The 25,533-nt window shown below is 49.4% G+C and carries 29 protein-coding genes; 11 read left to right on the plus strand and 18 right to left on the minus strand.

Annotated elements, in window-relative coordinates; translation table 11 throughout:
- Window positions 1-367: 367 nt before the first annotated feature.
- A complete protein-coding gene (locus tag H6859_01210) occupies window positions 368-1,519 on the plus strand; it encodes a hypothetical protein (protein ID USO05852.1) in 1,152 nt (383 codons plus the stop codon).
- Between the two features lie 4 nt (window positions 1,520-1,523).
- On the opposite strand, the gene H6859_01215 is transcribed toward H6859_01210, so the two are convergent.
- Window positions 1,524-2,660, minus strand: a complete 1,137-nt coding sequence (locus H6859_01215; GenBank protein USO05853.1) for a mechanosensitive ion channel family protein — start codon at window positions 2,658-2,660, stop codon at window positions 1,524-1,526.
- 97 nt (window positions 2,661-2,757) lie between these two features.
- On the opposite strand from H6859_01215, the gene H6859_01220 reads away from it, so the two are divergent.
- On the plus strand, window positions 2,758-3,426 hold the full coding sequence (locus tag H6859_01220; protein USO06653.1) for a nitroreductase: 669 nt from the start codon (window positions 2,758-2,760) through the stop codon (window positions 3,424-3,426).
- Window positions 3,427-3,434: 8 nt separating this feature from the next.
- On the opposite strand, the gene H6859_01225 is transcribed toward H6859_01220, so the two are convergent.
- From H6859_01225 to H6859_01235, 3 genes are all read right to left on the minus strand, one after another.
- Window positions 3,435-3,944, minus strand: coding sequence for a hypothetical protein (locus H6859_01225; GenBank protein USO05854.1), 510 nt, complete (start codon window positions 3,942-3,944; stop codon window positions 3,435-3,437).
- A 144-nt stretch (window positions 3,945-4,088) separates the two neighbouring features.
- Window positions 4,089-5,795 carry a lysine--tRNA ligase gene (locus H6859_01230; protein ID USO05855.1) on the minus strand — a complete coding sequence of 569 codons (1,707 nt, stop codon included), beginning with the start codon at window positions 5,793-5,795 and terminating at the stop codon, window positions 4,089-4,091.
- A gap of 94 nt (window positions 5,796-5,889) precedes the next feature.
- A complete protein-coding gene (locus tag H6859_01235) occupies window positions 5,890-6,204 on the minus strand; it encodes a hypothetical protein (protein ID USO05856.1) in 315 nt (104 codons plus the stop codon).
- A 646-nt stretch (window positions 6,205-6,850) separates the two neighbouring features.
- Here H6859_01235 and H6859_01240 point away from each other — a divergent pair.
- Window positions 6,851-7,534 carry a histone H1-like repetitive region-containing protein gene (locus H6859_01240; GenBank protein USO05857.1) on the plus strand — a complete coding sequence of 228 codons (684 nt, stop codon included), beginning with the start codon at window positions 6,851-6,853 and terminating at the stop codon, window positions 7,532-7,534.
- A 331-nt stretch (window positions 7,535-7,865) separates the two neighbouring features.
- Window positions 7,866-9,941 (plus strand): excinuclease ABC subunit UvrB, encoded by a 2,076-nt coding sequence (gene uvrB, locus H6859_01245; protein ID USO05858.1) that lies wholly within the window; start codon window positions 7,866-7,868, stop codon window positions 9,939-9,941.
- A gap of 181 nt (window positions 9,942-10,122) precedes the next feature.
- Here the strand turns inward: uvrB and H6859_01250 are convergent, their stop codons facing one another.
- Window positions 10,123-10,266 carry a hypothetical protein gene (locus tag H6859_01250; protein ID USO05859.1) on the minus strand — a complete coding sequence of 48 codons (144 nt, stop codon included), beginning with the start codon at window positions 10,264-10,266 and terminating at the stop codon, window positions 10,123-10,125.
- A complete protein-coding gene (locus H6859_01255; protein USO05860.1) occupies window positions 10,266-10,475 on the minus strand; it encodes a cold-shock protein in 210 nt (69 codons plus the stop codon). The genes H6859_01250 and H6859_01255 overlap by 1 nt, the downstream gene beginning before the upstream one ends.
- A 467-nt stretch (window positions 10,476-10,942) precedes the next feature.
- Between H6859_01255 and H6859_01260 the strand changes: the two genes are divergently transcribed.
- The gene (locus H6859_01260; protein USO05861.1) at window positions 10,943-11,557 is read left to right on the plus strand and encodes a PepSY domain-containing protein; all 615 of its coding nucleotides are present in this window, start codon (window positions 10,943-10,945) and stop codon (window positions 11,555-11,557) included.
- Window positions 11,558-11,734: 177 nt separating this feature from the next.
- Here H6859_01260 and H6859_01265 read toward each other — a convergent pair whose 3' ends face one another.
- Both H6859_01265 and H6859_01270 read right to left on the minus strand, forming a co-directional pair.
- A complete protein-coding gene (locus H6859_01265) occupies window positions 11,735-12,100 on the minus strand; it encodes a hypothetical protein (protein ID USO05862.1) in 366 nt (121 codons plus the stop codon).
- A 77-nt stretch (window positions 12,101-12,177) separates the two neighbouring features.
- On the minus strand, window positions 12,178-12,879 hold the full coding sequence (locus H6859_01270) for a hypothetical protein (protein USO05863.1): 702 nt from the start codon (window positions 12,877-12,879) through the stop codon (window positions 12,178-12,180).
- Window positions 12,880-13,032: 153 nt separating this feature from the next.
- Here H6859_01270 and H6859_01275 point away from each other — a divergent pair, with 153 nt between their 5' ends.
- The 3 genes from H6859_01275 (at window position 13,033) to H6859_01285 (ending at window position 15,089) form a co-directional block, all read left to right on the plus strand.
- Window positions 13,033-13,578: a GNAT family N-acetyltransferase gene (locus tag H6859_01275; GenBank protein ID USO05864.1), complete on the plus strand. Its 546-nt coding sequence runs from the start codon at window positions 13,033-13,035 to the stop codon at window positions 13,576-13,578.
- A 165-nt stretch (window positions 13,579-13,743) separates the two neighbouring features.
- The gene (locus H6859_01280) at window positions 13,744-14,049 is read left to right on the plus strand and encodes a hypothetical protein (GenBank protein USO05865.1); all 306 of its coding nucleotides are present in this window, start codon (window positions 13,744-13,746) and stop codon (window positions 14,047-14,049) included.
- 389 nt (window positions 14,050-14,438) lie between these two features.
- Complete coding sequence (locus H6859_01285) at window positions 14,439-15,089, plus strand: hypothetical protein (GenBank protein ID USO05866.1); 651 nt, start codon at window positions 14,439-14,441, stop codon at window positions 15,087-15,089.
- Window positions 15,090-15,168: 79 nt separating this feature from the next.
- On the opposite strand, the gene H6859_01290 is transcribed toward H6859_01285, so the two are convergent.
- The gene (locus tag H6859_01290; protein ID USO05867.1) at window positions 15,169-15,834 is read right to left on the minus strand and encodes a helix-turn-helix transcriptional regulator; all 666 of its coding nucleotides are present in this window, start codon (window positions 15,832-15,834) and stop codon (window positions 15,169-15,171) included.
- 143 nt (window positions 15,835-15,977) lie between these two features.
- Between H6859_01290 and H6859_01295 the strand changes: the two genes are divergently transcribed.
- Both H6859_01295 and H6859_01300 read left to right on the plus strand, forming a co-directional pair.
- Window positions 15,978-16,175: a hypothetical protein gene (locus H6859_01295; GenBank protein USO05868.1), complete on the plus strand. Its 198-nt coding sequence runs from the start codon at window positions 15,978-15,980 to the stop codon at window positions 16,173-16,175.
- Between the two features lie 141 nt (window positions 16,176-16,316).
- Window positions 16,317-17,156, plus strand: a complete 840-nt coding sequence (locus tag H6859_01300) for a hypothetical protein (protein USO05869.1) — start codon at window positions 16,317-16,319, stop codon at window positions 17,154-17,156.
- On the opposite strand, the gene H6859_01305 is transcribed toward H6859_01300, so the two are convergent.
- The 3 genes from H6859_01305 to H6859_01315 are packed head-to-tail and all read right to left on the minus strand — an operon-like array spanning window position 17,153 to window position 20,146.
- Window positions 17,153-18,772, minus strand: coding sequence for an alpha glucosidase (locus tag H6859_01305; protein USO05870.1), 1,620 nt, complete (start codon window positions 18,770-18,772; stop codon window positions 17,153-17,155). The genes H6859_01300 and H6859_01305 overlap by 4 nt on opposite strands.
- Window positions 18,773-18,775: 3 nt before the next feature.
- On the minus strand, window positions 18,776-19,471 hold the full coding sequence (locus tag H6859_01310; protein ID USO05871.1) for an aspartate/glutamate racemase family protein: 696 nt from the start codon (window positions 19,469-19,471) through the stop codon (window positions 18,776-18,778).
- Window positions 19,472-19,480: 9 nt separating this feature from the next.
- Window positions 19,481-20,146 carry a peptidylprolyl isomerase gene (locus tag H6859_01315; GenBank protein USO05872.1) on the minus strand — a complete coding sequence of 222 codons (666 nt, stop codon included), beginning with the start codon at window positions 20,144-20,146 and terminating at the stop codon, window positions 19,481-19,483.
- A 124-nt stretch (window positions 20,147-20,270) separates the two neighbouring features.
- Here H6859_01315 and H6859_01320 point away from each other — a divergent pair, with 124 nt between their 5' ends.
- The gene (locus H6859_01320) at window positions 20,271-20,426 is read left to right on the plus strand and encodes a hypothetical protein (protein ID USO05873.1); all 156 of its coding nucleotides are present in this window, start codon (window positions 20,271-20,273) and stop codon (window positions 20,424-20,426) included.
- A 156-nt stretch (window positions 20,427-20,582) separates the two neighbouring features.
- Here H6859_01320 and bfr read toward each other — a convergent pair whose 3' ends face one another.
- The 6 genes from bfr to map all read right to left on the minus strand — a co-directional run bounded on the left by bfr (window position 20,583) and on the right by map (window position 25,458).
- Window positions 20,583-21,074, minus strand: a complete 492-nt coding sequence (gene bfr, locus H6859_01325) for a bacterioferritin (protein ID USO05874.1) — start codon at window positions 21,072-21,074, stop codon at window positions 20,583-20,585.
- An 11-nt stretch (window positions 21,075-21,085) separates the two neighbouring features.
- Window positions 21,086-22,396, minus strand: a complete 1,311-nt coding sequence (locus H6859_01330) for an adenylosuccinate lyase (protein ID USO05875.1) — start codon at window positions 22,394-22,396, stop codon at window positions 21,086-21,088.
- Between the two features lie 145 nt (window positions 22,397-22,541).
- Entirely contained in the window at window positions 22,542-22,826 is a 285-nt protein-coding gene (locus H6859_01335) for a hypothetical protein (protein USO05876.1), read from the minus strand.
- 13 nt (window positions 22,827-22,839) lie between these two features.
- Entirely contained in the window at window positions 22,840-23,568 is a 729-nt protein-coding gene (locus H6859_01340; GenBank protein USO06654.1) for a murein L,D-transpeptidase, read from the minus strand.
- A gap of 107 nt (window positions 23,569-23,675) precedes the next feature.
- Window positions 23,676-24,368, minus strand: a complete 693-nt coding sequence (gene radC / locus H6859_01345; protein USO05877.1) for a DNA repair protein RadC — start codon at window positions 24,366-24,368, stop codon at window positions 23,676-23,678.
- 259 nt (window positions 24,369-24,627) lie between these two features.
- Entirely contained in the window at window positions 24,628-25,458 is an 831-nt protein-coding gene (gene map, locus H6859_01350; protein USO05878.1) for a type I methionyl aminopeptidase, read from the minus strand.
- Window positions 25,459-25,533: the final 75 nt, after the last annotated feature.

Genomic DNA, 25,533 nt, shown 5'->3' on the forward strand with positions numbered 1-25,533 from the left:
CACGTCAAAGGCGGCGAATTGCACATCGTTACCAAGTTTGGCACGGCAAAAGGGTGCGTGGCAAACTAATGCCGGTTTTTTATGGATGAGGGCTGCGGCCTGATCATGGGATAGCGTTTTAAGCTCGCCGTCGGCGGTGAGCATATAAGCGCTGCGCGCATTCACGTACAGCGCCGGAATATCGGGCAGGGTGATGGCGGTGGTTGGCGCTGGCGCGGTTTGAATCAACATGCCTTAGAATTAGCATTTTCGAAGGCCAATAGCTGCAAAAAGCCGATTTTGCGCGCAAAAAGCCCCTGATAAAGCCTTCTTTAACGGTTTTCCTATAGAATTGTGGTGAGTTCGAGCGAAAAAGAAAAGCGGCTATATGGATTTTTGGGGCTTTGGAAAAGAGAGCGGGCACGATGTGATTGTAAGACACCCCAGTCTTGCGAGCCGTTTTGCTGATGTCGGAATTCCTGAACGAACTCAGACCCAAAATATATATGTATCTCCGCAAACCCAACAAAGTATCGATCAGCTCGATCCAAAATTGCTTGGTGTGGTCGCAGAGATTTCCGGCGCGGATAATGTGATTTTTATTTCGGATGACGATATTCGTCCGGAAATTGAGAAAATTGATGCTCAGCGTTACGGCACTTCTAATATTTTGCATGGCGATGATTATGCGCATTACGGAGAGGCCTTTGATGCGTTTCGTACCGGATTTAAAGATGCGCCCCCAATCATAGTCCCGAAGGCTGCACAGCATGCTTATAACGAAGATGCTTCGGCGCAGCTTTATCATCATGAGAATGGTCAGTCTTATTGTGTGATCACATTACCGCGTACGGATGATACTGCGGATAGTTATTTTCGGCGTGTGGGTGGGGTGAAGGGCTTTAGCAAGACACCTGATGGCGAGTTGGTTAAAACACAGATCAATATTCCTGAAAGCGAAGTTCTTGATAAGGCGGTGGTAGCGGAAGGCATTCTTCATGAAGCAGCACATTGCGGGCTTCAACATCCTGATACTGAGCGTACGATGCCTAGGGTTTTGAATGAAGAACAGGAGGCGGATGCTGTTGGTCATGAAGCTGTTCAATATGTGTTTCCTGATGTTGGCGCTGAATCTGCCCAAGTGACGCGAGATGCCCGTGCATTTGGGGCTATTGCTTTGGATGATCCTGATCATGCGGGGAATATGGATTTGCATTCTGATCCGTTTGTTTCGCCTGAAGATCAGGTCTCTGGGCATCGGCATGTTCATGATGCTGTGGTCGATAAGGTTGCAGAGATGGTTTCGACGGATCGTCATGAAGCGCGTGAGCTTTTAGACTCCGATCCCCAATTGATGCATTCGACACTGGATCAGATGAATCGGGAAGGTGTATTTTTGAGCAATAAAGCGGCTCAAGCCTATGTTGATAATTATCTGGATGTGGGGCAACGGCGTGTTCCTGAATATGTGGGGGGGCAGTCTGATAAAGAAGCTGTTGTGCCAGTGCCTACACCTGTTGTACCGAGTGGTCCCCCTTAGAAATTTACCCCTTCGGAGGGACAAAAACTTCCGCGGCGTCGCCGGGCAGGGATTCCACATAAATTGATTGTGACGGGAAGGCGAAGCCGGTGCCGGCTTTGTCCTCAACGATTTGTTTTATTTCAAGCGCGAAGGCTTCCTTGATTTCCAGCCACTGTCCCCAATCGGTTGTTTTGGTGAAGCAATAGACGAGGAAATCGATTGAGCTGGCGTTGAAACTGTCGACGCGCACGAAGGTTGAGATTTCATCGGACCGGGCGAAAGCATCGTTTTCTACGATATAATTCATGATGCCATCGCGGATGATCTGGAGCTGCTCAACGGTTGTGCGGTATTCGACGCCGATGGCCCATTTGATGCGGCGGTGGGTCATGCGGGAAAAGTTGGTGACTACGGCATCGGAAAGCTGTGAATTTGGTACATGCACCGGGGCTTTGTCAAAGCGGCGCACTTTGGTGGAGCGAAAACCAATTTCTTCGACCGTGCCTTCGACGACGCCTTCGACCAAAATCCATTCGCCGGGGTGAAAGCGTTTTTCGGCGATAATCGTGATGCCGCCAATCAGGTTTTTGAACAGGTCCTGCGCTCCCAATGCTACGGCTGCGCCAAACAGGCCGAGACCGGCGAGGAGCGGGCCGACGGCGATGCCCCAGATTTCCAGAATGACGGCGGCGCCGACGAACACGACGAGGACTTTAATCGTCTTGAAGATCCATTGCATCATCGCTCGGGTCAGTAGTTTTTCAAGCTTTTTGAGGCCGTGGCTTAAAGGGTCGGCGGCGCGATGCAATGCCCAGAAGATGGTGAAGGCGATCAAGGAGCGTTCAACCCGCATGATCAATTCGTTTGCATCGTCGCTGAGGCCCATATACTGGCTGGCGAAGAATATTCCGAGAATAACAGGGATGAATTTGATTGGCGGGATCAGCGCATCGACGATTTTATCATCGAGCTTGGTGGTGGATTTTGCCGCCCAGTCATGGAGCTTGGCCAGAACGAATTTGCTGAAGATGCCGCGGATGAGCAAAAAGCTGAGTAAGATTCCCAAGGCGATGATGATTGAGCCAATGTCAACGCCGAAAAGGCCGTGTGTCCACACATCAACCACCATGTTTTTGAGTTCGTCCAGATTTTTATCCATTGATTTTGCCGCTCCTTTGGCAATATTGTCGTTCTTCAATGTGTATGCAAGCCAAGGATATAGCATGGACCTAATTGCTGCGAAACCCAGTTTTGAGATGCTGGATTACTTATTAAAACGCCGGAGTTTGAAGGTGGGTGAATTTGTGGAGCCGGGGCCGGATGCGGAGCAACTGCAGACATTGTTAACGGCTGCGGCGCGGGTGCCGGATCATGGTAAATTGTGTCCGTTTTATTTTCTGGTGTTTGAAGGCGATGCGCGGGGGCAGGCCGGGGATATTCTGGCGGAGATTTTTAAGGCGGATAATCCGGATGCGAGCGAAGATAAAATTGAGGTTGAGCGCCAGCGGTTTTTACGTTCGCCGTTGGTGGTGGGGATTGTGATGCGCGCACGGCCTAGCAAGCATCCTTTGTGGGAACAGATGATGAGCGCAGGCTCTGCGGCGCAGAATTTTGTGCTGGCGGCTAATGCGCTGGGCTTTGGGGTGCAGTGGCTCAGCGAGTGGTATGCGTATGATGGGCGGACGTGCTCTGCGTTTGGATTGGATGAACGCGATGTTGTGGCCGGGTTTATGCATGTGGGCAGCCCGGCAGCGGCGGCGCAGGAGCGGCCTCGCCCTGATCTGGAAAAAATTGTAACATTTTGGCAGCGGGGTTGCGGCCTTAAAAAGGGGGACGGTTATGATCTCGATAAATTCGAGTTTCCCGAAGACGGGTTTGATTTTTCTAAATTAAAGCGTTCGGCAAAAGCCGTGCAGGGCTTGTAATCTTCCTCCTAACAATTGCCGTAGTATTGTTTCCAAATATCGGATCTATTGGTTCTTTCAAAAGCATATTTAAGATGCATCTTGAGCGCAGCATTGCGCAGAGCCATTTTGTAATTGGGGCCGACGCCTGATGTACCGTCTTTCATTTTAACTATCACGACTTGTCTTTTGTGGGTGGGGATGTTGACAATATCGCTTCCCAGTACATCATCGCCGGCCAGCGCTAGAGTTCGGGCTTTGTGATAACCCGGACAGGCTTGGGTAATTTTTAAGTCATCAATGGGGCCTAAATCATGCTCTCGTTTGTCCAGCCCCTGCCAAATTAAATGGTTGCCATCTATATCTCTACGGAAATGGCGTTTGCCGATGTGTAAAATCGCACTTAAGGAAAGGTCTTCGTTGAGGCCTTTAAACATCTCAGGAGAAAGGTTTTTTTCTCCAAGGCAGAAAAGTTCAAAATCTTTAAGCCGCTGAAGGACTTTTTCAGGTTTTATTTGAAGATATTGAGAACCAAACATTTACACACCGTAATTTAAGTCAAAAATCTGTTTATAGTTTTATATTAAATCCGAAATAGTTAATTTAGTTTAAATTTATGTAAAATTTAGATAAAATTTTATGAGTGTTTTATGTAAGGTAAATTTTTATTTGTTTTTAATAGCTTAAGCGGCTTTTGTAAATTCTCCGCTTAAGGCGTTTCGAATTAAATTTACCGTATCTTCTACACCGTAGAGCTTAATGAAAGAACCAAATCTGGGGCCTTGAGACTGGCCGAGACAGACTTCATATATGGCTTTGAACCAGTCGCGGAGTTCGTCTTTTTCATAGCCGTTGTTTTTACCGGCGCTGAAAACTTCGGTCATATATTCTTCGGCGGGCAGACCAGAGTCCATATTCTCCAACGTGGTGGCGAGCGCTCCGAGCGCAGCGGTTTCGCGGGCATCAGGGGCGCGGTATTGTTTTTCGGGCAGGATGAAGTCTGTGTAATAGCGGATAGCATAATCGACGAGGCGATCTAAAAACGGTGCGCTTTCAGGGGTGGCATCGGGCGCGGCGGTTTGAATGAATTTCCACAGCGTGGCCGGATCATCGGTATTTGCGGCATTTACCAAGTTGAGCAGGAGCGCAAATGAGATCGGCGTGTGCTGGGCGTTCGGAATGGCGCCATCGTGGATATACCAGGCCGGGTTTTCCAGTTTTTTGGCCGCATCTTGTTCGGGCAGTTTTTCTACGAACTGGATATATTCATCGACAGCTTTGGGGATAATATCAAAATAGAGTTTTTTGGCCGTGGTCGGGCGTTGATACATATAATAGGCGAGGCTTTCATGAGGGGCGTAGGTGAGCCAGTCTTCCATGGACAGGCCGTTGCCTTTGGATTTGGAAATTTTTTGACCTTTTTCGTCGAGGAACAGTTCGTATCTGAAACCGGCGGGGCCCATCATGTTTTTCTCGGCGCCGAGAATCTGGACGATCTTGGCGGCAATATCTGCGGCGGTGACAAGGTCTTTACCGGCCATTTCGTAATCGACATCCAATGCATACCAACGCAATGCCCAGTCTGCACGCCATTGCGCTTTACAGCCTCCGTCAAAGATGCTTTGCGTGATTGTTTCTCCGGCGCTGTAGCCTGAGCGTTCTTTTTCACTGTCGTCGAGAACTTCGAAGGTAGCGATGCCTTTATCGGCATCAATGACTTCGCGCAGGAGGGCGTTGTGCAGGATGATCGGGTGGTGATCATCGGCGGATTTCTTTTGTACAATCGGGAAGAGGGGGGAATAGGTTTCGGTGCGTTCGGCTCCCAAGATTGGCAGTACGGCTTCGCGGACCTCATTGTATTTTTCGAGCATGATGCGTAGGGCATCGTTAAAGCGACCGTTGGTATAACAATCTGCGGTGGAGCTTAAGAATTCGTATTCAAAGCCAAAGCTGTCCAGAAATTCTTTCAGGCGGTCATTGTTATGCTCGGCGAAGCTTAAGTGATCGCTTTCGAACGGGTTGGGCACTGATGAGAGTGGCATACCGAGGGCTTTGGTCAGAAGTTCGGGGTTGGGGACATTTGTTGGGACTTTGCGCAGTCCGTCCATGTCGTCGGAAAAACAGGTCAGTTTAACCGGAATTTCGGGGGCGAGGCGTTTAAAAGCGCGCAGGACCATGGTTGTTCGGGCGACCTCGCCAAAAGTGCCTATATGCGGCAGACCTGAGGGGCCGTAGCCGGTTTCAAACAGTACATAGCCTTTGGGGCCGGGTTTGATTTCACCACGGTTCATGGCGCGCAGGCGTTTGATAATCTGCCGCGCTTCTTCGAACGGCCAGGCGCGGCATGCTTGTGCAATTTCTGGGGCAATTTCTTTGTCTATATCAGTCATGGCTTTACGCTTATCAAATTCTTTTGCATTTTCAAATATATAAAAAGCCGGGCCACATAATCGTGCCCGGCTTTTTAAAATCCGGTTAAAATTGTTATTTCTTTAGTTCTTCGCGATATGCGTCACGAACGCGATCGGTGGCTTCCTGGCACATTCTCAGGTCATGTTCGGCCTGAAGGGCTCGCGCTTCCCATTCTGAGTAGTCGCATTCCATGCATGGTTTTGAGCATGGCTCTGGCGTTGCAGGTGTTTCGGCAACCGGAGCAGGAGCAGGCGTACTTTGCATGTGGGTAGCGGTGCGTTCGATTTCGTAAGGCGGGGCATCATCATAAAACCCCATACCTGTTTCGCAAGCAGACAAGCCCAAAACGGCCAGTCCCAATATACATGTTTTTAAAGCAGCTTTCATAGGCTTTGTCCTTTGTTGATTATCTGGAATATCGCGAGCTTAGCAAGAATTAATAAGAATGCAAAGCGTCTTGATGAAAGCTACAAGTTTTGATTTTGGTTGCGGCGCTTTTTGTACGCGCTTCGTTTATAGAGGGTGAGTAATATAATAATATTTATGCATGCGACATTGACGCTGTTGACGAGGCTGAATTTTATGTCGGCTAAATCAAAAACACTATAAAGTAAACTTACAATTGCAGTGTAATTCCAAATCATCCATGAGGTGATTGAGATTTCGCGGCAATCAGTTTCGCTTTTCCAGAGTTTGGAGATTTGCGGCATGTATCCAAACAAAACAACAATTCCGACTGTGGAATAAAGAAGTCCGATAATATTCATTTTGGGTCTTTCGATTTGATCGTAATTTACTTTACATGCGTGATGACGGTGTGCAAAAAGTTTGTTGAAATTCATCATCAAAAATAAAAAATCGGGTTTGTTTTTTTGCGATTATTTTTTAGGCAAAAGGCGTGTGAAAAAAAACCTTTGGAGAATAAGGCGATTCACAGTATATTTATCGGAAGAGTAACTACTTTTGTCCAATTTATTTCACCCTTCCTTTCGGTCAGTTCTGACCACTTGCAAAACATTTCAGGAGAAAACTCATGGCAACCACGAAAAAGAAACCGGCGGCTAAGAAACCTGCTGCCAAAAAGACGACGGCTAAAAAGCCTGCGGCTAAGACTTCAACAACCAAAGCAGCTGCTGCGAAAAAGCCTGTGGCTAAAAAAGCTCCGGCCAAAAAAGCTCCGGCCAAAAAAGCAACTGTGAAAAAGACAGCTGCTAAGAAGCCTGCGGCTAACACTAATAAAAAAGCAGCGCCTAAGAAGCCAGCAGCTAAGAAAGCTGTAGCAAAGAAGGCTCCGGCCAAGAAGCCAGCGGCCAAGAAGCCAGCGGCTAAGAAAGCTGTAGCAAAGAAGGCTCCGGCCAAGAAGCCAGCGGCTAAGAAAGCTGTAGCAAAGAAGGCTCCGGCCAAGAAAAAGCCTGCAGCAAAGAAGCCTGCAGCTAAGAAAGCTGTAGCCAAGAAGGCTCCAGCCAAGAAGCCAGCGGCTAAGAAAGCTGTAGCCAAGAAGGCTCCGGCCAAGAAAAAGCCTGCAGCTAAAAAGAAACCTGCCGCTAAGAAGAAGACTGTGACAAAAGCGGTCGTTCGTAAGGCAAAGGTGACAAAAGCGCCTGCAAACAGCAATGCTAAAGCGCCGGTCAAACGTGCGGCCAGCAAAGCGAAAACGGTGAAGAAAGTCGCCAAGAAGCCTGCGCCTAAGAAAAAAATGACGGCAAAGAAGAAGTAGACTTTAACGTCTTATAAATGCAAAGCGCCGCTGAGGATATCCTTGGCGGCGTTTTTTTTGATACGTGAAAAATCTTGTATTGGGACGGGAAGACTCAGTGTATATTGATGATGTTGTCGGAATTGCTCTGACAATCGCTGCTGCTGCTTAAGGCAGTTATATTGAGAGGATACAAGATCATGGCGACAAAACCTGGATCTAAAGGCAAACCCACTCCAAAGAAATAGTGCGTTTGTGCTCTCTTTTAAGAATAAAGGCGCGGGGCTGATCGGTCCCGCGTTTTCTTTTGGCCTCTTCGCGGTTTTGGCCTATATAAACCCTTATGAAAGCGATGATTCACAACAACGATGCGCCGGTGCAGGCGCAAATTGAGGCGGGAAGGGCTTTTGATCGCTCACAGCCGTTCAGGATCCATTCCGACTTTACCCCGTCGGGGGACCAGCCGGGGGCGATCAAAGCGCTGGTGAGAGGGATTAATGACGGGCTTTCCGATCAGGTGCTGCTGGGGGTGACCGGCTCGGGCAAGACCTTCACCATGGCGCATATTATTGAGCAGACGCAGCGCCCGGCGCTGATCCTTGCGCCGAACAAGACGCTGGCGGCGCAGCTTTACGGCGAATTCAAAAGTTTTTTTCCCGATAACGCGGTGGAATATTTCGTGTCTTATTACGATTATTACCAGCCTGAGGCCTATGTGCCGCGCAGCGATACGTTCATCGAGAAAGACAGCTCGATTAACGAGCAGATCGACCGGATGCGCCATGCGGCGACGCGTGCGCTGTTCGAGCGCAAGGATGTGATTATCGTCGCCTCGGTTTCCTGCATTTACGGAATTGGCTCGAAAGAAGATTACATGGCGATGGCGTTCGGCGTGGAAAAGGGCGCTGCGCTAGACCGCGATGAATTCATCCGCAAGTTGATCGAGCTGCAATATATTCGCAACGACATTGCATTTGAGCGCGGGAGTTTCCGTGTGCGCGGGGATTGCGTCGAGCTGTTTCCTGCGCACTTCGAAGACCGGGCGTGGCGGTTTGATTTCTTCGGCGATGAGCTGGAAACGATTGTCGAGTTCGATCCGCTCACGGGTGAGAAGTTCAACGCGCTGGAAGGCGTGCGGGTGTTTGCGAACTCGCACTATATTACGCCGGGGCCGACGATGGCCCAAGCGATTAAAAACATTAAGGCCGATTTGAAAACCCGGCTGTCGGATCTTGAGGCCGATGGAAAGCTGCTTGAGGCGCAACGTCTGGACCAACGCACGCAGTTTGATATTGAAATGCTGGAGGCTACGGGCATGTGTCAGGGGATCGAGAATTATTCCCGCTATCTCACGGGCCGGGCACCGGGTGAGCCGCCGCCAACGCTGATTGAATATCTGCCGGATAATGCGCTGATGTTTCTGGATGAAAGCCATGTGATGTTGCCGCAATTGCGGGCGATGTATAACGGGGACTTTGGGCGTAAATCTACGCTGGTGGAATACGGGTTTCGGTTGCCGGCAGCGGTGGATAACCGTCCGCTGAAATTTGATGAGTGGAATGCGATGCGTCATCAGACTATTTTTGTCTCTGCCACGCCGGGTCCGTGGGAGCTGGAGCAAACGGGGGGTGAATTTGTTGAGCAGGTCGTGCGCCCAACGGGATTGATCGACCCTGAGGTGGAAATCCGTCCGACTACCCATCAGGTTGACGACCTCATGCATGAGGCCAAGGCGGTGATCGCCGAAGGCGGGCGGATGCTGGTGACGACGCTGACCAAGAAGATGGCCGAGGCGCTGACTGAATATTTAAACGAGAACGGTATTGCCGTGCGCTATATCCATTCGGATGTCGATACGCTGGAGCGCATCGAGATTATGCAGGATTTGCGCAAAGGCGTGTTTGACGTGCTGGTCGGGATTAACCTGCTGCGTGAGGGGCTGGATATTCCTGAATGCAAGCGGGTGATGATTTTGGATGCTGATAAGGAGGGCTTTCTGCGTTCGAAAACCTCGCTGGTGCAGACGGTGGGGCGCGCGGCGCGCAATGTTGAAGGCAAGGCGATTTTGTATGCTGATCGCATCACGGATAGTATGCAATATGCGATTGATGAAACCGCGCGCCGGCGTGAGAAGCAGCTCGAATATAACGCAGAGCACGGCATTACGCCGGAAAGCGTGAAAAAGAATTTATCCAGCATTCTCGACAGTGTGTATGAGCAGGGTGATCATGTCGCTGTGCCGCTGGCCGCGGACAGTGCGGTGCAGGCGTTTTTGCATGAGCATGGTGATAACCTGGCGAAGCTGCGCAAGCATATTGAGGCAATGCGCAAAAAGATGCTGGAGGCCGCCGAGAACTTGGAATTTGAAGAAGCTGCAAGGTTGAGGGACGAGATTAAGCAGTTGGAAGAGAACGAATTAGGTTTATAGTGAGCGAATGGCTAAAGATCACATTTTATGCTTTTGGTAACCGTGTTTGTTCCTTTTAGATTTGAGATTGATAAAAAACATTTGGAAGAAAATGCTAGCTAAACTGGTTTTTTCTAGGCTGCATCATTTTATAAAAAACGGCCATCTTGTGACGGCCGTTTCTCAATTCGGTAATTACGCTTTAACTCCAAAGGGCGAGGGTCTTGCGACCGTCGGTATTTTGTGGTGGCTTAGGGGCTTCGTCCTTGGTCGGCAGTTCGGCGTGTTTACCGTAGTCGCCGGCTTGAACGGGTTTGCGAGGTTCTTTCGCTGTGACAATATTCATTAAGCGGCCTTGCGCAAATTCTGTGCAGACTCTTTGCCTTTTTCGCTTTGTACGTCGTATTCGATCTTGTCGCCTTCGTTCAGGTAGCTGATCTCGGCTGAGCGCTCAACAGCGGTGATGTGGACGAATACGTCCTTGCCGCCATCGTCAGGTTGGATAAAGCCGAAGCCTTTGTTGGTGTTAAACCATTTTACTGTTCCGGTTGCCATGATATTTTTTCCTTTAGCAAATCGGGTTGAAGCCCTCGTCCACCTTAGTCTTGGGCTTGTGTCTGATCAGGCGGAAAGGCGAAAAAATGCCTTAAGGCCCGAAACGTCAATCAAACAGATTTTCTAAAAGGGGAGGTTTTAACCAGTGCCGCTGTTGAAAGGCGGCGTCTCTTAAAAGTCGTGTATCAAGTCGTCGTATAGTCAAACGTGATGGCATTAAGCGCAGGTCTTGGCGCATATGTCAAACTTATTCGAAGGCTTGACAAAATATGAATAAATTCCTATAATATGGCTTTTAGCCGTAGTAAAAGGAGTGAGCGCATGGCGGTATAATGAGAAGATTGGCGTGTTTATCACGCGAGCGCTGGGCGGAGAAGCAAAAGCTGCTGGAGAAGCTGGCAGAGGAAAAAGCAGACTGAAAAAGAGGGTTCACTTCCTTTGGCCGAGGAATCGATTATACTGGCGCTATGCGATATTTGATTTTGGCAGTTTTGCTGATATTTTCTTTTCCGGCGTTGGCGCAGGATGAAGGTCATACGATCCGGATTATTCAGGAAGATGGCAGTGTCGATGTGATTGATTTGCGGCAATCTGCGTCGGAACCAGAGCCGAAACCGGCGGCGCAAGCGCCTGTTGAAATGCCCAAGGCTAAAGCGGAGCCAGCTCCGGTGAAAAAAGCCAAGGCGGTGCCTTCTAAAAAATCTGCGCCGAAAAAAGTTGTGGCTGTGCCTCTGCCTGCGCCAAAAATTGTGACGCCGCCGCCGTTGCCGGTGCAGCGCAAAGTTGCGCCTTCGCCTTCAACGGAGGAAGAGGGGGTGAAGAATGCTCCGGTTCAAAAATCTGAGATTCGCCGTGCACAGGCGATTTCTGTGGCACTGGATTATGCGCCGCCGTCCAGTGATGTGGAGGTTTATCGCTCTGAATATAACGGTCAGCGCGTGTTTGCGGTTATGTTTAAGATTGAGGATGGCTATCACGAGGTGCTCGTCGATGCGCATAGCGGCAAGGTTCTGGAAAGCCGCAAGAGTGATATTATGCGCGCACAGCCAAAGCCGGGGCATTTGCCCGGCTCTTTGCAATAATCCAAATATTAATCTTTTTCAGGTTTAATTCCTCGCCGCTTACGACGTAATCGTCATCGCGAGCGCACCGAAGCGATCCAGTGCCACAAGGATAAATTCTGGATTGCTTCACCATCTTTGGCGGTTCGCAATGACATGATACCTCGCCCCTTGGGGCGGGGGTGTTCATTGATCTGATTAGCGCCCGTTTGTGTTTGTGCGGCGCGTTCTGATTTTTTCAGCTTCGCGCAAAACGCGTTCTTCTTCGATTTTCTTGGCTTGATCGAGAATACGCTGATCTTCGGCTGTTACGCCATTATTTGCACTTGTTTGTTCTTGGGCGGGTATTTCTTCTGCAGGTGTTTCTGCGCCGGCTTCGGGGATTTTGTCATTGAGGCGCTCGGCAGTGTTTTCGGTGCGTGTGATTGTTCTTTCGGTGCGGGCGATTGTGTTTTCCACTTTTGAAACGGCGTTGTCTATCCGGTCGAGAAAGCTTTGTGCCTGAGAGGCGGTTGGAAGTGTCAATGCAGCTAAATAAGACAGGGCTATGGCGGTGCGTTTCATGATGATTTTCCTCAAGATATTGCGATAGGCTGTTTTTATAGCGAATTTTTGTAGAGATTTCAATCTAAGGATATGGATTAATCGTTGAAGTCGTGGCCATCTATATCACCGGCGGCGGATTCTATCGATGCGATACGTGCGAGTGGATCGAAAATTTCCGGGTTTTGCATGGCATGGTCTAGCGGGCCTTCGCAGCCTTTGGCGTTGTATATCCCCATCATCAAGGTGCGGCGCTGCTCTGCGATGTCCTGAATGTTATCGGCTTCGTTGGCGTTGTGTCCGACGTTATGGTCTAGTAAAAAGCCGCCAACAGCTAGCCCGATGCCGCCGGTGACCGAGCCGATGAGCAAGGATCCTATTGCGCCTGCGGCTGTTACCGCGTGACTTTGTATTCTGGATTTGGCTTTGATTTCCTGTGTGGCGTAGATTACATCGCGCATGCGCATGGCTTCACTGGATAGGGCGCCACAATGCATATTGGTGTCGCCTTGACGGCTGATTTGGAGGTTTTCTGTTAGTTCATATGGCTGTGTGTCTTGCGGGGGTGTTGTTGTGGGTGGCGGCTCTGGCGTTGGTTTCGCGCTTACTTTTTCAACCGGTTTTTTGAGCTCAATGCTAATTTGTTCAAGTAGAAATTTTGCTTTGCTTAAGGTTTTGTGGTCAGCGTTGACGTTGGTATATGAAGGTTTGCGCTCGGGCAGCGGCATGTCATTTGCGAAGCTGTGTATGGCAGTTAATGAAAGCGTGGCTGCGCATGAGAGCGCTAAAAGAAATTTCATTATGTCCTCCCTGCGCTATTCTGGCATTTTTGCAGGTTCGGGGCAATGTTTTGTCAGTCTATTTCCACAAGTCATACAAATTGTATGATGTTTTTATGGGGAGGAGAAAAGTTCGGGCTTGTTTGGAAGGGATTATAGGGATAGTTTTGCGCCATGAATATTTATATTGAGACAGATCGTCTGCTTTTGCGTGATTGGAAAGAGGAAGACCGTGCGCCGTTTGCGCGGCTGAATGCCGATCCGCTGGTGATGGAATATATGCCGCGGCCACTGGATGAAAAAGCCAGTAATAAGCTGGTTGGGCATTTTGAAGATCACCTTGCGCGGAAAGGATATGGGTTATTTGCCGTTGAGGTCAAAGAAAGCGGGCAGTTCGCCGGGTTTGTCGGGCTTGATACTGTGCGTTTTACCGCGCATTTTACATCGCCGAAGAAGCCTGCGACGGAAATTGCATGGCGTCTGGATTATGAGTTTTGGGGAAAGGGCTATGGCAGTGAGGCGGCGAGCGCTGTTTTGGATTATGGCCTCACGGATTTGAAGCTTAAAGAGATTGTCGGGTTTACGGTGTATGACAATACACGCTCTATTCAGTTGATGGAGAAAATCGGGATGGTGCGCGACGAGGATGGGGATTTTGCGTATCCGACTTTGCGCAAAGGGCATCCGATGGGGCATCTGGTTTTGTACCGCGCATCATAATCATCTGAATAAGGCTGTGAGTATATCTGTGGGTGTTTGTAAAAATCTTATATTTTATAAGCCATTGTGATTTTATGTTGATCGCGCTATAGTAGGGCTTGGATGGTGTTCATGCATCCTCACTGCTTTCCTTGTTTTAACATTGATATTTCAGGATTTTTTGCGATGAAAACGGCTCGTGCACTTCTTTTGGTTTCTCCATTTTTGCTTGGCGCTTGCGGGGAGGGATTTGAACTGGTTCAAACCGACACTATGTTTCCATATGGCAATCAGCGTACAGCTGGGAGTGGGCATGCTTATGTTTTGGCGAAGATGTTGCCCAAAAAAGAGATGAAGTTGCAGCCTGTGGCTGCACGTCCGGCGCCGCAGCCATTGCAGGAAACCAAGGACATTATTGAAGATATTCCTGCGCCTGTGGAGCCGCAGCCACAAAAAGCGGAAGAGATCTTCCGTGAGCAGCAGGAAAAATAAAACTTTCAAATACACTGTGATAAATTGGTTGCAAATTTGAGTTTTCTGCGCTTCCGATACTCAAATACTTTTATGTATGTTCTGTTTCGGTTCTCGAAAACTCAAATTTTCGCCGAATTTCTCTTTGTGTATTTAAAAGTTTTGAAAAACTTTATAGGCACGTAAAAACCAAGGGGCTTGTTCAAATTTGAAATAGTTTTGATGTTTATTGGATTGAAAACTCACCAAAAATTAAACGATTATATTTAACATAATAATTATGGGTGCGTTCACGGCATCTTAAATTTTGTGATCAATGTATCACTGTAAATGGCTGAGAGGTCTTCGTAAAGTGCAAAAGAAAGTCCCTTGGTTATCATATTTTATAACATAAGAGAAAGGGTGTATTCATGACAATGGATGTCGAAACTATAGTGGCTGTCTCACTAATGATGGCTGTGTTCTCCGCGGTTGCCGCCGTTGGAACGTCTCTGGTTCTTGGGGCCGGGTTTGAAAGGCTTCGGAACGGGTTTGAAATTATCAGCAAACAGACTGGTTTTTTCAGCGATGCTATTCACAAGCTGGAGCAAAAAGTTGATGTTGTTGATGGCCAGGCCAGTAAATTCAGCGAGTCGATTACGGCGTTGGATGCCAAGGTTAACAATGTTGGTGAACAGGCCAATGTGTTTAGCGATACGGTGGCCAAGCTTGATAAAAAGGTCAGTGTTGTTGATCAGCAGACCGGTTTCTTTAGTGATGCTATTCACAAACTGGAGAAAAAGGTTGATTTGGTTAGCGGGCATGAAGAGATTGTGGCTGAGAAAATGGAGAAATCGGCTGCGCATGATCTGATCAGTACCGGTAAGGCTGAAGCTCTGGTTGCTCATGCTGAGGATCTTTTGTCTCAGGTTGGTGATTTGGCGTCAAAGATCCAGATACAGCAGGAGATTCAAAATATACCGGTATCCGGGCAGGCGTTACATCTTAATATGCCACGAAATTTACAACAATTTTCATTGCAAAGTGGATTTGCAGATCAAGAAGAGGTCCACTATCATTAAGGCGTAAAATTCGCGTGTCGATTTATTGATATTGCGTGAGAAATAAAATACGGGCCCTGCTTAGGTAGGACCCGTATTTTTATGTTTGTACTTGTTTTGAGGCGTTGCTTTTTTGCTCTGTGGAGGGCATGGCGTTTGCCCAGATATGTTCGAAGCGTTTTTTCTCGGATTCGTGAGCGATGTTGCTGTCGATGATGATGATTATAGATTGATCCCAAAGCTGGAAGGCTACTTTGCCAGTGTATATGAATGTGAGTATGCAGCGCTGGCCTATGTCTGCAGGAACCCAGCGACATTCATCATTCGGGCTGAGTATGTTTTTGGTGCCTTCAGGGCATAAAATGCGTTGGCGGATATGGTTGGTTTTAATCAGATCAATGTGATCAAAGAGTTTTTGCGTTGGAACCTGGCTGGACAGGTTGTTGTTAGCGTTCATGATCAGGATTTCTCCGTTTCGCGCAGCCATGGTGCTTTGGATGTCTTCGAGGAGGATGCTCATGGATTCCGGTCCGTGGAGGATGCGAACATCTTCGGTTTTCTTGCGAATACCGTTTTGCCCCAGGAATTCCATTTCGGCGCTTTCGAAGGCCATGCGGATCGCGCGCAGGGATTCTGCCTTGATGTCGGAATGACCTTTTTCAAAATTATTGATAGCCGTTTTGGAAAGTCCAGAGGCATCAGCGAGGTTTTGCTGAGTCCATCCCAGGATTCCGCGTGCGCCTCTGCATTGTTCGATTGAGATCATGTGTGCTTACATCCTTTTTATATTAGTAATCTATTTATATGAGCGAAAAAGTCAAAGAGGGATTGAAAGAAAACTTGCATTATTTTTTAAAATGAAATATTAGAATGCTCTAGTTGAATTTTTTTTGTGTGTGGAGAGTTATTATGGAATACCCCCGATTCTGTCAAGAATTGGCGCTGGAACGGTGCCGTCTTTGTGTAGCACAGCTTTGTGCGACTCATTATTTTGTTGATTGCGGTTCTGAAACAGATCCGGCGCGTCGCGAAATGATGGAAGATTTGCTGAAAGCATTGTCACGGGATTTGGACGCGTTGGAACATTCCTTGTTTTCGTCATCGTGATATATGGCTGTCTTTGTGTAGAATAGCTTTTTTCGTTTATATCTTTTTACGGCGCTGGCCAAGGGTGCGATGATTGATTAAACTTTTTGTAGAAAGAGATGTGCGCAGCGTTTTTGCGTATATGTTCAAGGAGTTTTCGTCTTGTCGATCTGGTTTGTACTTTGGTTTTTTATCTCTGCGGCTTTGCTTGGTTTTTTAGGGTGGTCTTTGTTGATTTTGTATCAGCAGAAGAAGACGTGGAAAGCCTTTGCCGCCAAGCATAAATTGCGCTTTAAGCCTAACTCCATGATGGAGGGGGCGGAGATGGAAGGGAACATTGATTCCTATAAGGTCAGTTTTTTTACCAGTGAGCATTTGAATCCCGATATGCGTTCAAGCCGTAAATTGACGGCTGTTGAGGTCGGGTTGCATAGCACTATGCCGATAGACGGTGCTATTGCGAGTGGTCAGATGATTTCCTTCATCAAAACGTTGAATTTTAAGATGGAAGTTCGCCCTAAGCACAAAGATTGGAGCCTGGAATATTTGGTTGTGGGGGATAACCGGTTTGTTTTGGATGCATATCTTACAGATGAGCGGATTGAATTACTTGTCAAACTTATGAAGATTAAAAACTCTTGTATGGTTTTAATCTTCAAGGGGGATCGGATGTTATTGCGCGTTGATATGGCCGATCCTATGATTTCTGCAGAATATTTGGACAGGTTTGTGAAGCTATTGTTGAAGGCGGCGAAGACCTTGGAAGTGTCTTCCGATGAAGCCAAAAAGCTTAAGGCGGAAGAGGTGCGCGGGGTGGGGAAAGATTCTTCTTTGGTGCTTGATGATACGGTGGAGGCGGGCGCAAGTGGCTTGCAGCTTGAGGATGATGATCTTGATGCGGGCGATGGTGAAGAGTCAGAGCCGCAGCCGCAAAAAGAAGAGACTGAGCCTGTTGAGAAGACTCAGAAGAGTTCACAAAAGAAAGCTAAGCCTAGAGATTAAGTGTATCTCCAGATTTGAAAGTCATACGGGGCCATGGGGGCTGTGGATTGGTTTTTGGTCGGGAAGGTTGTTTCTATATTATCGGGTAAAAGAAATGGCGGCAGTGTCTGGCTGGCATTTTCCAGATTAAAAATGCAGATCAGAGTTTGACCTTTATTTTTACGCTCAAGGGCCAGCAGAGTATCTGAGTCTGTTTCGAGAAAGGTGATGGTGCCGGAAATGAGGGCGGGCTGATTTTTGCGCCAGCTTAGAAATTTGCGGGTAAAATTGAGTGCGGAGGTTGGATCGCTGTCTTGTTTTTCAATGTTGAGGGGCAGGTGTGTTTCGGCCATTGGCAGCCATGGCTTGCCGGTTGTAAAACCGGCTTGCGGCATTTTATTCCACGGCAGGGGGGTTCGGCAGCCATCACGGCCTTGCCAGTCGGGCCAGAGATGTTTGCCCCATGGATCTTGTAAATCTTCGAATTTCAGCTTTGCTTCTGGCAGGCCGAGCTCCTCGCCTTGATAGAGGAAGAAAGAGCCTTGCAGGCATCCCAGTAGTGCGATGAGGGTTTTGGACAGACGCGGGTTATGGTCGAATCCTTCGCCTTTATCGCACCAGCGTGAAGCGGCGCGGACAACATCGTGGTTGGAAAAGGCCCATGTGGGCCATGCGCCGGGGGCCTGGTTTAGAAAATTTTCAACGGGATCGCGGATAAGATCGGCGGTGAGGCGCTTATGGGCTCCGGCGCAGAGTTGGGGGCTGTATATGGTATGAAGGCGTTTGTCGCCGCTGCAATAATCGGCGGCGAGTTTGAAGAAGTGATCGTCGCCGCCTTCACCGATGATAATGCGTTCAGGGTATTGGTCTATTAGTGCGCGGACGCGCTGTATGAATATCGGGTTTTCGGGGCGAGTTTTGTCGTAGATGTGGTTTTGGGCAGAGTAGGGATCGTCGCCTTCGTATTGGGTGGCTGGGCCAAGGTCGGCGTCGCGCGGTGGGTTGTCGCGCAATTCCCGGTCATGGAAGTAGAAATTGACGACATCAAGGCGGAATCCGTCGACGCCGATATACAGCCAGAATTTGCAGACATCAAGCATGGCATTTTGGACATCGGGGTTGTGGAAATTCAGGTCGGGTTGTTCGGGAAGGAAGTTGTGCAGGTAGTATTGGCCGCGGTTTTCGTCATATGTCCAGGCCGGGCCGCCGAAGACGGAGACCCAGTTATTGGGCGGGACTCTTTCGCCGAACATGTCGGGCCGAGGGTCGGCCCAGATATACCAGTCTTTTTTTGGGGGGTCTTTAAACCATGGGTGTTGGTCGGAGGTATGGGACAGAACGAGATCAATGATGACTTTGAGGTTAAGCTTGTGGGCTTTGACGAGCATGGTTTTGAAGTCTTCGAGCGATCCGAACATGGGGTCGACGTCATGGTAATCGGATACGTCATAGCCAAAATCTTTCATCGGTGAGGTGAAAAAGGGTGAAATCCAGATTCCGTCAACGCCTAGTGAGGCGATGTAATCGAGTTTTTCGGTAATGCCGGGAAGATCGCCGATGCCGTCGCCGTTGGTGTCGAAGAAGGAACGGGGGTAGATTTGGTAAATGGCGGCACCGCGCCACCAGTTGTTAGACATGGATTAGTTCTCCTGTGCGAGTTCGAAAGCTTCTTCGACATGGATGCGGGTGGTGTCGAAAACGGGTTTGTCAAAATCGTCCGCGCCGATCAGGGTGGTGATTTCGGTGCAGCCCATGATGAGGCCTTGGGCGCCTTGGTCGAGCATTTCCTGAGTGATGCGGATATATTCGGTTTTTGATTCTGTTTTTTTAACGTTCTGGCAGAGTTCGTCAAAAATGATCGCGTTGATTTTGTCGCGGTCGTTTTGATTTTCGGGGATAAGGACTTTGATGCCTGAATTTTCGAGGCGGGATTTGTAAAAGTCTTGTTCCATGGTGAAGGTAGTGCCGAGCAGGGCGATGGTGTTTAGGCCTTGCGCTTTGATGCGCATGGCAGCGGCGTCAGCGATGTGGAGTAGCGGGATATTGATTGCGGCCTGGATCTGATCTGCGACTTTGTGCATGGTGTTGGTGCCGATGAGCATTAGTTCCGCGCCGATGGATTCGAGTTTTCTGGCTTCGGCGGCCAAGTAATTGCCAGCGTCATTCCAGTCGTCGTCTTTCTGAAATTTTTGGATTTTTTGCCAGTCTACGGAATTGAGCAGGATTTTGGAATTATTGATCGGACCAAGGTGGTCCTGCGCCAGTTCATTGAGCCATTTGTAGTAATGGAGGGATGATACCCAGCTCATCCCTCCAAGTATTCCAATCGTTTTCATTTTAGCCGTTTACTCAGCAGCGGCTTCGCTGTTGTCGGATTCTTCTGCAGAAGGTTCACCAGCGGCAGGTTCTGTGATTTCAGCTTCGGCAGGCGCTTTGGTTTCTGGCGCAGCAGGTGTCTCTGCTGCGGCTGAATTATTTGTCGCGTCGCTGGCAATCATCGCTTTGATGATTTTGTCAGGGTTGGCAGGCGGCTCACCGCGGGTAATCGCATCAACAAATTCCATACCGCCTGTAACCTGGCCCCATACCGTGTATTGGCCGGTCAGGAAGGAGCAGCCATCATCGGAAAAGCATATGAAAAACTGAGAATTCGCGCTGTTTGGGTTGGCTGTGCGGGCCATGCCGATTGTGCCGCGTTTGTATGCGTAGTCGGTGAATTCGGCAGGCAGGTCAGGCTCGCTTGAACCGCCTGTTCCGGTGCCGGTTGGGTCGCCGGTTTGGGCCATGAAGCCGTCGATAACGCGGTGAAAGACGATGCCGTCGTAAAAGCCTTCGCGGGTGAGTTTTTTGATGCGCTCAACATGTGCAGGCGCACGGTCGGGCAGCATTTCGATGCTGACCGTTCCTCCGGTTGATAGTTCGAGTTTCAGAGTATCGGCGTCACTGGCCGCGTTTGATGTTGTGGTCATGAGTAGCAAGCTCCCGGCAGTCAGAATGAGTTTCTTAAACATGTGGTATTCCCCTAATATTGTTTAAAAAAATGTGTTCTAAAGTGGTGCCATAGGGGTGTGGGGAATGCAAGAGAGAATGCGTTTGTAGCGCGAGTTGGTGTGTTTAAGCTGTCACAGTTTTGTTGTGATCTTTGACGATGTCTTTGAGGGTGGAGAGACATTGGCAGCATTCGGGGTTTTCGCCGCCGGAGCAGGCGCGGTAGGTGTCACCGACACGGGCACGTTTTCCGTGGCCGTCGAGATGGTCTTTAACCTTTTTATCGTTGAAGGGGTGACATAGACACACGAACATTGTGGACACTCAATCCTTGGGTTTAAAAGCTGTTATTAAGAATCATTATCGTCACAATATCAGTAATGAAAATCATTCTCAATAGCTTTATTTTCTCATTTCAAGCTTAAGCGAAGCTGAAGGAGGGATGATTCCTTCAAAGTCCTATTCTCCTTCGGTGTCGAGCGGACTTTGGGAGTTGATCTGAATGTAGTTTTCGAGGCCCATTTGCTGGATCATTTCAAGCTGGGTTTCGAGATAATCGACGTGGCCTTCTTCTTCTGCGAGGATTTTTTTGAACAGATCTTCGGTTACGAAGTCGTCGACTTCACGGCAGTATTTAATGCCTTCTTTGTAACCGGTTACGCCTTCGAGTTCAATTTTGAGGTCGCATTCAAGGGTTTCCTTGACGGTTTCGCCGATATAAAGCTTGGCGACTTCCTGCAGGTTTGGCAGGCCGCCAAGGAAGAGAATGCGTTTGATGAGTTCATCAGCGTGGTGCATTTCCTCGATCGATTCGTTGTATTCGTGTTTGGCGAGTTTGGTGATGCCCCAATCTTCGAGTATGCGCGAATGCAGGAAATACTGGTTGATCGCGCCGAGCTCTTTTTTGAGGGCATCATTGAGGTATTGGATTACTTTTTTGTCACCTTTCATGGCAGGTCTCCTTAAGCAAGTGCGCGGTTGATGATGCTTTCGATATTTTTGGTGTAAGCATCGTAGTTGAAGATAGCCTCAAAGGCGGCGGAGTCAAGTTTATCCGTGACAGCCGCGTCGTTTTCCAGTTCGCCGCGTAAGGTTTTGGAGCCTTTGCCGTTGGCGCGGTCTTCCCAAACGGCCATGGCGTTTTTCTGAACGATGCGGTAGGCGTCCTCGCGGGAGATACCTTCCTGGGTGAGGGCGAGCATGACGCGTTGAGAGAAGAGCAGTCCGCCGGTCATTTCCAGATTGTGTATCATGCGCTCTGGGTAAACGAGCAGGCGGTCGATAATTCCGGCGAGGCGATTGATTGCGTAGTCAGCCGAGATGAGGGCATCGGGCAATATCGTGCGCTCAACGGAGGAGTGTGAGATGTCGCGTTCATGCCACAGGGCGACATTTTCGAGGGCCGGAATGACGGCGGCGCGGATGATGCGGGCTTGCCCGGTCATGTTTTCGCTGCCGATGGGATTTCGCTTATGCGGCATGGCAGAGGAGCCTTTCTGACCAGGGTCGAAATATTCTTCCGCCTCGCGGACTTCGGTGCGCTGGAGGTGGCGGATCTCGACGGCGAGGTTTTCGATTGAGCTGGCGATGACGCCGAGCGTGGCAAAGAACATGGCGTGGCGGTCGCGGGGGATGACTTGTGTGGCGACGGTTTCGGGCTTGAGGCCGAGTTTATCGGCCACATATTGTTCGACTTCTGGCGGCAGGACGGGGTAGGTGCCTACAGCGCCTGAGATTGTAATGGTTGAGATTTCTTCTTTCGCGGCGATCATGCGCTTTTTCGCGCGGGCGAAGGCGGCGTAGTGGCCGGCCATTTTCAGGCCAAAGGTTGTGGGCTCGCCCTGAATACCGTGGGAGCGGCCAATGCACAGCGTGTCTTTATGGGCCAGAGCCTGTTTCTTGAGCGCAGCGAGGAGTTTGTCGAGATCCTCGATAATCAGATCGGCGGCCTGGGTCAGCATGACGGCGAAAGAGGTGTCGATCACGTCGGAGCTGGTCATGCCTTGATGGACGAAGCGGGATTCCTCGCCGACATGTTCGGCGACGGAGGTGAGGAAGGCGATGACGTCGTGTTTGACTTCGGCCTCGATCTCATCGATGCGGGCGATGTCGAAGTCGCCTTTTCCGCGCAGGGCAATGGCTGCGCTTTCAGGGACGATACCGAGATCGGCCATTTTTTCAAGGGCGAGAGTCTCTACCTCCAGCCAGATGCTGAATTTGTTTTCTTGTTCGAAAATATTGGCCATTTCAGGGCGGGAATAGCGTGGGATCATTGTTCGTCTCTTTAGAATTGTTTGTTGCGAGAGAGTTTTACCACCAAGACACCAAGGCACCAAGGGGCATTTATTATTTATTGTCATTGCGAGCGCAGCGAAGCAATCCGGATTCCGGATTGCTTCGCTGCGCTCGCAATGACATTTAAAATGAGTTGATTAAAAATCCAGATAATATTCCAAATACAAATCCGATAATTCTGTCAATCCATTTGTCTTTTTGATTTTTAATAGAGCTTCGTCTTTCTAACTCTTGTCGTAAAATACTTTTTTCCGCCTGGTTGGTGTCAAAATTATATGTGTCTAAAAAAGTTCTGATGTCCTCTTCATTTTGTTTTTTAAGCCATGTTCTGAGTTCGTTGTGAGATGTGCAGTTTATAACTGGATCGAAGAAGCGATCAATTGAGGGATTTTTGTCACTTAGGCTCATTTGGATTAACTTTCTAATACAAGGCTGTTTTAAAGTTTTGTTCTTCGAATATGTACATTGCGCCGGTAAGGTCGGTTTGAACGCGAATTTCCGGTGGAATTCTGGTGATTTCAAAGGCGTCGTAGCCTTCGCGCAGGTTCTGCCAGAAGGGGGACCATGGACTGGCGTTGTGCTGGGCCATATTCCGGGCATGCATGCGGAACGGGAAGATGTGCACGGGCACGGGGTGGCCTTCGCGGATTGAGGCTTCGGTGAGGAGGTAGACTTCTTCGATGGCCGGATCGGTGAGCGCATAGCAGCCGTCGGATTTGCAGTCGCCATGGATCATCAGGTTTGAGCCGGTGTGCCCCAATGCGCGGTCGAATGCGTTGGGGTAGCCGATGTCAAAGGACAGGTGGTATTGGCTCCACGGGTTCATTTGCCGGGCTGTGACGGTATAGAAGCCTTCGGGGGCCTGGCGGTCGCCTTCCATCAGTTTGGGGCCGAGCAGGCCGGAGTAATTGCAGATGGGGTAGGTTTTGAACGGGGCGTAGCGGCCGGTTGTTTCATCTTGCACCCATGTTTCGACGAGATTTTCGGATTTGAAGACGCGGATGTAAGTGGGTTGGCCCAGTGTCAGGCCGCTGGCGGTTATTTCAGTGGCCAAAGCGTCCTGTTTGGCGAGGCGGATCTGTTCCAGCTTTTCCGAAGTGGGAAGCTGCGGCGCGCAGGCGGATAAGATAAGACATGCTAGTATCGTCATTGCACCCTGAAGGGTGCAAGCGAGGAAGACCGGAGGTCTGACGCGGCAATCCAGATTCTGGATTGCTTCGCTACGCTCGCAATGACGGATTATGGAGAGCATGGCCTTTAGAGTAATCCCATATTTTTAAAACTGGAATAGCCGTTTTTGGACATGACGATATGGTCGTGGATAACGATGTTGAAAGGCTGCCCGGCGCTGATGATCTGGGTGGTCATATCGACATCGGCTTGGGAGGGTTTGGGATCGCCGCTGGGGTGGTTATGCATGAGGATGAGCGCGGTCGCGCCGAGTTCAAGTGCGCGTTTCATGATTTCACGCGGATAGGCCGGGGTGTGGTCAACCGTGCCGGAGCCCTGAATTTCATCGGCGATGAGTTCGTTCTTTTTATTGAGGAAGAGAATGCGGAAATGCTCCCGCGTTTCATGGGCCATTGTGGCGTGGCAATAATCCATCAGGCGGGTCCAGGAATTGAGGACGGGTTTGTTTATCAGTTCGTTTTTGGCGGCGCGGTTGGATAGCGCGGTGATGGATTTGAGGGCCAGCGCGGTTTTGTCTTTTATGCCTTCGACGCGGGTGAGTTCTTCGATGGGCGCGTGCATGATTTCGGACAGGCTGCCGAAGCGTTTGAGGAGGTCTTTAGCCAGCGGTTTGACGTCTTTTTGCGGGATGGCGAGGAAAAGAACGAGTTCGAGCAGTTCGTAATCGGCCAGTGCGTCAGGGGTTTTGGCGAAGCGTTCACGCAGGCGATCACGGTGGCCGCGATAGTGTGGTTTTTGTGCTTTCTGTGCGGCGGTCATGGCTTAATTTAAAAACTCAAAACTGTGTATCCAAAAAATAATGGTCTACCATAATTAATAAGACTGCAACACATCCGGTCATTATTGAGCTTGCAACAAACGACACTATTATCTGGATTGGTTTTCCTGAAAGAGGAAGCATAAACAAGACAAATGTTTGAGAGGCTTCTTCATCATGTCGTGTAATATATAGGTAATTTATAGCAAAGGTTATAAGCCAAACAGCGGATATTATCTCAAACATCATTTCATCTCATCCTTATTCATAAGGAGGCTTTGTGTACCCCTTTGGAGAAAGGGTGAAGATTTCGAAGCCGTCGTCAGTGACGGCGAGGGAATGTTCGAACTGCGCCGATAGCGAGCGGTCTTTGGTAATGGCGGTCCAGCCATCGGGCAGGACTTTGGTGCGATAATCTCCCGCGTTGATCATGGGCTCAATCGTGAAGAACATGCCGGGCTCTAACACCGTGCCTTTGCCGGGCTGGCCGATATGCATGACGGAAGGGGGCGCATGGAAGACCTTGCCCAGCCCGTGACCGCAGAAATCGGTGACAACGCCAAAGCGCTCACTTTCGGCATAAGACTGGATGGCGTAGCCAACATCGCCGAGGGTTGCACCGGGCTTAACGGCCTCGATGCCGCGCATCATGGCGTCATAGGTGACGTCTACAAGCCGCTTGGCTTTGACCGAATGTTTATTGCCCACCATATACATACGCGAGGTATCGCCGTGCCAGCCATCGAGGATGACGGTGACGTCGATATTGACGATGTCGCCTTCGCGTAAGGTTTTCTCGTTCGGGATACCGTGGCATACGACATGATTGACCGAGGTGCAGGTGGCCTTGGGGAAGGGGGGGCGGCCCGGTCCTTCGCCGTAACCCAGCGGGGCGGGGATGGCGTTATGTTTGAGGGCGTATTCATGACAGAATTTATCGAGCTCTTCGGTAGTGACGCCGGGCACGACAAGTGGTGTGACTTCATCGAGAATAGTAGCGGCGAGTTTTCCGGCTCTCCGCATGCCTTCGAAGTCGGCGTTGTCGGCGTGGAGTTCGATACCTTCTGATGTGTATGTATTGGCGGTGTTCATAAATCGGTCTATCTGCTTTAAAATTCAATATATCTTTATCCCAGAACGCCTATAATAGTGTGAGCAGTATAAAAA

Source organism: Rhodospirillales bacterium (assembly GCA_023898785.1).
Classification (GTDB): Bacteria; Pseudomonadota; Alphaproteobacteria; order Micavibrionales; family Micavibrionaceae; genus TMED27.

Excerpts from the sequence above, each read along its gene's own strand:
- H6859_01260 (USO05861.1), top strand. The coding sequence starts at position 10,943 with ATGCGATATTTGATTTTGGCAGTTTTGCTGATATTTTCTTTTCCGGCG.
- H6859_01215 (USO05853.1), bottom strand. The coding sequence starts at position 2,660 with ATGGATAAAAATCTGGACGAACTCAAAAACATGGTGGTTGATGTGTGG.
- H6859_01290 (USO05867.1), bottom strand. The coding sequence starts at position 15,834 with ATGATCTCAATCGAACAATGCAGAGGCGCACGCGGAATCCTGGGATGG.
- H6859_01250 (USO05859.1), bottom strand. The coding sequence starts at position 10,266 with ATGAATATTGTCACAGCGAAAGAACCTCGCAAACCCGTTCAAGCCGGC.
- H6859_01240 (USO05857.1), top strand. The coding sequence starts at position 6,851 with ATGGCAACCACGAAAAAGAAACCGGCGGCTAAGAAACCTGCTGCCAAA.
- H6859_01270 (USO05863.1), bottom strand. The coding sequence starts at position 12,879 with ATGAAATTTCTTTTAGCGCTCTCATGCGCAGCCACGCTTTCATTAACT.
- radC (USO05877.1), bottom strand. The coding sequence starts at position 24,368 with ATGACCGCCGCACAGAAAGCACAAAAACCACACTATCGCGGCCACCGT.
- H6859_01335 (USO05876.1), bottom strand. The coding sequence starts at position 22,826 with ATGAGCCTAAGTGACAAAAATCCCTCAATTGATCGCTTCTTCGATCCA.
- H6859_01210 (USO05852.1), top strand. The coding sequence starts at position 368 with ATGGATTTTTGGGGCTTTGGAAAAGAGAGCGGGCACGATGTGATTGTA.
- map (USO05878.1), bottom strand. The coding sequence starts at position 25,458 with ATGAACACCGCCAATACATACACATCAGAAGGTATCGAACTCCACGCC.
- H6859_01310 (USO05871.1), bottom strand. The coding sequence starts at position 19,471 with ATGAAAACGATTGGAATACTTGGAGGGATGAGCTGGGTATCATCCCTC.
- H6859_01230 (USO05855.1), bottom strand. The coding sequence starts at position 5,795 with ATGACTGATATAGACAAAGAAATTGCCCCAGAAATTGCACAAGCATGC.
- bfr (USO05874.1), bottom strand. The coding sequence starts at position 21,074 with ATGAAAGGTGACAAAAAAGTAATCCAATACCTCAATGATGCCCTCAAA.
- H6859_01235 (USO05856.1), bottom strand. The coding sequence starts at position 6,204 with ATGAAAGCTGCTTTAAAAACATGTATATTGGGACTGGCCGTTTTGGGC.
- H6859_01285 (USO05866.1), top strand. The coding sequence starts at position 14,439 with ATGACAATGGATGTCGAAACTATAGTGGCTGTCTCACTAATGATGGCT.
- H6859_01280 (USO05865.1), top strand. The coding sequence starts at position 13,744 with ATGAAAACGGCTCGTGCACTTCTTTTGGTTTCTCCATTTTTGCTTGGC.
- H6859_01340 (USO06654.1), bottom strand. The coding sequence starts at position 23,568 with ATGACGATACTAGCATGTCTTATCTTATCCGCCTGCGCGCCGCAGCTT.
- H6859_01295 (USO05868.1), top strand. The coding sequence starts at position 15,978 with ATGGAATACCCCCGATTCTGTCAAGAATTGGCGCTGGAACGGTGCCGT.
- H6859_01255 (USO05860.1), bottom strand. The coding sequence starts at position 10,475 with ATGGCAACCGGAACAGTAAAATGGTTTAACACCAACAAAGGCTTCGGC.
- H6859_01220 (USO06653.1), top strand. The coding sequence starts at position 2,758 with ATGCTGGATTACTTATTAAAACGCCGGAGTTTGAAGGTGGGTGAATTT.
- H6859_01305 (USO05870.1), bottom strand. The coding sequence starts at position 18,772 with ATGTCTAACAACTGGTGGCGCGGTGCCGCCATTTACCAAATCTACCCC.
- H6859_01225 (USO05854.1), bottom strand. The coding sequence starts at position 3,944 with ATGTTTGGTTCTCAATATCTTCAAATAAAACCTGAAAAAGTCCTTCAG.
- H6859_01330 (USO05875.1), bottom strand. The coding sequence starts at position 22,396 with ATGATCCCACGCTATTCCCGCCCTGAAATGGCCAATATTTTCGAACAA.
- H6859_01315 (USO05872.1), bottom strand. The coding sequence starts at position 20,146 with ATGTTTAAGAAACTCATTCTGACTGCCGGGAGCTTGCTACTCATGACC.
- H6859_01275 (USO05864.1), top strand. The coding sequence starts at position 13,033 with ATGAATATTTATATTGAGACAGATCGTCTGCTTTTGCGTGATTGGAAA.
- H6859_01265 (USO05862.1), bottom strand. The coding sequence starts at position 12,100 with ATGAAACGCACCGCCATAGCCCTGTCTTATTTAGCTGCATTGACACTT.
- uvrB (USO05858.1), top strand. The coding sequence starts at position 7,866 with ATGATTCACAACAACGATGCGCCGGTGCAGGCGCAAATTGAGGCGGGA.